Annotated in this window: 1 protein-coding gene; it reads right to left on the bottom strand. The window is 47.1% G+C overall.

What is annotated here, in order from left to right; genetic code table 11:
* On the bottom strand, nt 1–5,584 hold a 5,584-nt coding region (locus tag ACI31J_RS07140; protein ID WP_439773734.1), incomplete at its 3' end, for a mucin-binding protein.
* Nucleotides 5,585–5,608: the final 24 nt, after the last annotated feature.

A 5,608-nucleotide genomic window follows, 5' to 3' on the forward strand; every position in this document is an offset into this window, starting at 1 on the left:
TTGGATCGACTGGCTGATCAGGAGTTCCTGGCTTGTCCGGCGTAACCGTCGTCGTGGTGTGCTTCAGAACAACGAGGTAAGTCTGGACCGTCCCATCATCATGGTCATAGGTAGCTCCAATTGGGAAACCATCATTAACCAGCGCGTAGCCTTTCTTCTCAAGGTTCTGGATCGTCTGGGTAGTTGAGTAGTTAATCTGTTCCCCTGGCTTACCAGTAAGGTCGCCTGAGGTAGTGATTACCCTGTTACCCTCGTCAGAATCGACATACTTTACCAAGGCCGTCTGATCATTAACTGGCATTGGCGTGTAGGTTACCGTGACGTTGATGTCATTAGAGTTCTGGTCAATTCCGGAAATAGCCTTAACATTGCCAGCACCATCATCGTAACCAGTTTGAACCATTGAAGTGTAGCCGTTAATATGCGGCGTTGCCACAGCCGCAAAACTGCGACCATCATTGGCCGTCCAGGTAATGTTCTTCGTCTGGTCGGTCAGTTCCTTTCCAGAAGCATCCGTCCACTTACCAGTTACCGCATCGTAGTAGCCAGTTCCGGTGAAGTGCAACTGAGTAATATAGTCAGCTGGCGTCTGGTTACCAGCGCCTGTGTAGTGAACCGTTTCGGTAACCGTCTTGGTCAGGTCGGTATCCTTCAACCCGTTGCCTGGCTTGTCTGGGGTAACCGGAACAACTTGGTGACCGTAGTAAACATTAACCGTTTGGTTTTCAGTATCAGCACCAGGTGTTACCTTAGCAACATCGCTCTGTGAAGGTGCAGTATAACCGTCCTTAGTAAGGTCAGGCGAAATTACCCGTGCCCAATCACCATCTGCGGTCCAATCTTGTAAGGCGTAGCTATTGCCATCGTCGGATACAGTACCATAAGCAACAGTATTACCATTGGCATCCAGGATTGGCGTCCGGGTAAATTGGACATTCTGGACAACTGTTGGTGCCAGGTTGGCAGGGATTGGCTGACCAGTCGTTGAATCGATGTAGTTAATCGTCCGCGTAACCGTCTTGAATTGTGGTTGACCTTTCCGATAGTTAGGTGCTTTGGTGTAGGTTACCGTGACGTCAATGTTATTAGAAGTCTGGTCAATTCCAGAAATTGCCTTAACATTGCCGTTACCATCATCGTAACCATCCTGAACCGTTGAAGTGTAGCCATCGATATGTGGTGTTACGACAACCGCAAAATTCTGACCATCCTTAGCTGTCCAGGTAAGATTCTTGGTCTGGTCGGCCAACTCATGTCCCGAGGCATCCGTCCACTTACCAGTTACCGCATCGTAGTAGCCAGTTCCAGTAAAGTGCAGCTGAGCAGTCTTATCAGCCGGCGTCTGATCGCCAGCACCTGTGTAGTGAACGGTTTCGGTAACCGTCTTCGTCAGGTCGGTATCCTTCAAACCGTTGCCCGGCTTGTCTGGCGTAACCGGAATGATTTGGTGTTCAACGTAGATTACCACGTTAACCGTACCCTTAGCGATTTCACTTGGGATCGTTACATCCGGGTTGATGACCTTGTAGCCAGCCTTCCGCAGGTTCGTAAGCGTAGCGGCCTTATTGTAGTCAACCGCGGTGCCAGTTTCCTGTGTGCCACTTGTCCAATCATAATCAGGCAAGTTTTGGCCGGTAGTCGTGTCATGCACGATGACATTTACGACCCCTTCATCCTTGGTTGGTACCCGGTAAATGACGTGGGTGTCCTTGCCAGGATCCGTTGGAGTAACCGTTGGCTGATCAGGAGTCCGGCCTGGAATCGTCGGTACTGGTTCATCTGGCGTTACCTTGGTCGGATCAGTCGGATCAGTTGGGTACTGTGGCGTTGGGGCATCTGGGATTGGTTGATCGTTTGGATCAACAGGAATAATCTTGCCGTTTGGTGCGTAGTTAACGATGACCTCTTTGGTCAGGTCCGTTGGGGTAACCGTGGTTTCACCGGCACTCGCTTTATCGGCATGGTAGCCCTGAACAACTGGTGTATCGACACGACCAAAGGTATGACTAGTAACATTCCAACCAGAGTCACTGATGATCTTCCCCGTGACATTATCAAAGGTAATGGTCTTGGTAAAGTCAAAGCTCTGCTTATTATCAGCCGGATTCTGGTCGCCAGCACCAACGTAGTGAATCGTCTGGGTCCCGGTCTTCTTCAGACTATTAATGTCAGTTCCATCAGGGTACTTTGGCCCATCTGGGTTGCTTGGATCAACTGGCTGATCCGGTGTTCCTGGCTTGTCCGGCGTAACCGTCGTCGTGGTGTGCTTCAGAACAACGAGATAAGTCTGGACAGTGCTGTCATCATTGTCGTAGGTAGCACCAGCTGGGAAGCCATCAGTAACCAGCGCGTAACCTTTCTTCTCAAGGTTTTGAATCGTCTGGGCGGTTGAGTAATCAATCTGTTCCCCTGGCTTACCAGTAAGGTCGCCTGAGGTAGTGATTACCCTGTTACTCTCGTCAGAATCAACGTACTTTACCAAAGCAGTCTGATCATTAACTTGTGTTGGCGTGTAGGTTACCGTAACGTTGATGTCACCAGAGTTCTGGTCAATTCCGGAAATTGCCTTAACGTTGCCGTTACCATCATCATAACCATCCTGAACCGTTGAAGTGTAGCCATCGATGTGTGGTGTTACGACAACCGCGAAGCTATGACCGTCGTTAGTTGTCCAGGTAAGGTTCTTGGTCTGGTCAGCCAGTTCATTCCCGGAGGCATCCGTCCACTTATTCGTTACCGCATCGTAATAGCCAGTTCCGGTAAAGTGCAGCTGAGTAACATTATCAGACGGTGTCTGCGTACCGGCCCCCGTGTAGTGAACCGTTTCCTTGACCGTCTTCGTTAATTGATCCTTCGTCAAACCATTGCCTGGCTTGTCTGGGGTAACCGGAACAACTTGGTGACCGTAGTAAACATTAACCGTTTGATCCTCAGTGTTTGCATCAGGTATTGCCTGAGCAACATCAGTCTGTGAAGGTGCCGTGTAGCCGTGTGAAGTAAGGTCAGGTGAAATTACCCGTGCCCAATCACCATCTGCGGTCCAGCCTTGCTGGGTGTAGCTCTTGCCATCAGGGGAAACGGTACCATAAGCAACAATCTTGCCATTGGCATCTAATACTGGTGTCCGAGTAAATTCAACGTGCTGAGTAACCGTTGGCGCCAAGTCAGTAGGAATCGGCTGGTGAGTCTTCGAATCAAGATAGTTAATCGTCCGCGTAACCATCTTGGTTTCTGGCGTACCATTCGTATAGCCAGGAATCTTATGATAAGTGACCACAACGTTAATGCTACGAGAATTCTGGTTAATTCCCGTAAATTCCTTGACGTTGCCGTTACCATCGTCGTCACCAGCTGGAACCGTTGAAGTGTAGCCTTCGATGTGTGGCGTTACGACAACCGCAAACTTATTACCATTTTCAGCCGTCCAAGTGATGTTCTTAGTCTGGTCAGTCAACTCATGTCCCAAGGCGTCCGTCCACTTACCAGTTACCGCATCGTAGTAACCAATTCCGTTAAAGGTCAAAGACGTCTTAACAGGGGTTGGGGTTTGTGCATCGGCCCCTTCATAGGTAACCGTTTCGGTAACCGTCTTCGTTAATTGATCCTTCGTCAGACCATTACCAGGATTGTCTGGCGTAACCGGAATAATCTGGTGAACAACATGAATGGTGTAGAGCAGGTCGTTGTTACCAATCTGATTTGGCATGTTAACGGTTGGATCAGAAACAACTACGTAACCGTTGTCCGTCAACGCCTTAAGCTGGGCATCATGATCGGCAAAGGAAACAGCGGTCCCTGAATCCTGCTTACCAGAATCAAAGCCCAGGGTCTTGTCACCAACCTTCGTCAATGATTGGTGGGTAGTGTCATCAAAGTAAGTAACCTTAATTGATCCCTGTTCCTTAATCGGCTTCGGATTACTAGAGTAGATGACATGAACAGTCTCGTCTGGTGAATTCCACGCAACGGAATGACCATCAACAGTTGATAGGTTAACATTGTCGTAGCCTACAGACTGCGGAGCCTTTGAGTTAACCGCAGCAAACTGGTTAGCGTCCGCGTTAACAACATACTTGTTGTCATTTGACTTAACCGCAGCTTGCCATGCCTGATCGCCAAACTTTACCGGAATGTCAACTTGCCCATCACCATTAAGGTCATAGCCCAGAATATCTTGCGTTACCAGGTCCTTAACTGCTGTCCGGACAAAGTAAACCTGTTGAGTATAGTTAGCAGTATCGTCAGGACTACCCTTAACTTCGTTGCCGGCGGTATCCCGATAATCAATTGTCCGCGTTACGGTCTTAACCAGGTTATCTGTATCTTGGTCTGGCGTAATATCTTGATGCTGGTGCTTCAGAACGATAACAAAATGCTGGTCGGCATTACCGTCATTGTCGAATTTGGTGCCTGGCTTGAGGCTATTGCTTACTAATTCATAGCCCTTGTCCTCAAGAGCCTTGAGTGAGTTTTGAACGGTAGTAGTTCCTTGGTCAAAGTTGATCTGGCTGCCTGCCTTACCACTAGCATTAAACGTCGTGGTAATTCCAGAAATATTAATGGCCGGATTATCATATGGATTAGCCGCATTGTAACCGGCAGCGTCCTGGTCAACAATCTTCAGATCAGCTTTTTGAACTTGATTCAGGTACCAGTACAGTTCAATCCCCGGATCAGTATTTACACCTATAAATGGCAAATTCTTACCATTTAATTTAATTACACCCACATCAGCAGGAATGTCAGGAATTGTACTACCACTAAATCCTGTACCAATATGTACATATGGTATCGTTCGTGAAAAATCAATCGTTAATGTTTGCTTAGCAGGGTTAGTATCCCAATCATAGTTTGTATACTCGCCACTGTTTTTAACATAGGTTGTCGGATCATAAGTAACCGTTAAGATCCCCGTCGTTTGATCAAACGAGGCGTGTGCGTCAATTCCCTTAAGATTAGCAAATCTATTGTTAAGCTCTGAGGTTAAATCAGTCTCATATCCTATGATTTTCTGCGTTGCAAGGTTTGCAATATAAGTAGTTCCATACTCACCGTTACCTAAATCATTAGCGAGATCACTAAATGCGGAATCTTCTTCACCATTAACAATTAAGTGACCATGAATTGCAATCATATTCGAGTGAGCTAAAAACTTCTGTATATGTGTCAGCCGAATCACAATTGTATTTCCGGCGACCTGGTCAGTAAAGTTACGTGGGATTATCTTGTTTTGTCCGTCAACAGCATCATCACCATCTGCCAAAACATATTTTCCATCGGAAGAAAGATAACCATCCAGGTCTTTTTGTGCATCAGTAAGATCCATTGCATTCCCAACCAGACCAGTCAATGAATCGGTCTTTAATGTTACCGGGTTCTTCGGATCAGTGACGTCGATAAATTGAACTTGACCAGTAGTAGTCGTTTGATTCTGAATTGGTAAAGTAAAGAAGCCCTGATACTCTGGCGTAGCTGAATAACCATATACTGGTGCTAGTTTTCCAGTATAACCCTCATCCAGCGATACATAGTTCAACTGAAGCTTATCGGAATTATATGGATTAACCCAGCTTAAGAACAGCATTCCGGCATACTTCCCTAGTAAGGT

The organism is Limosilactobacillus sp., assembly GCF_051873075.1.
Taxonomy (GTDB): domain Bacteria; phylum Bacillota; class Bacilli; order Lactobacillales; family Lactobacillaceae; genus Limosilactobacillus.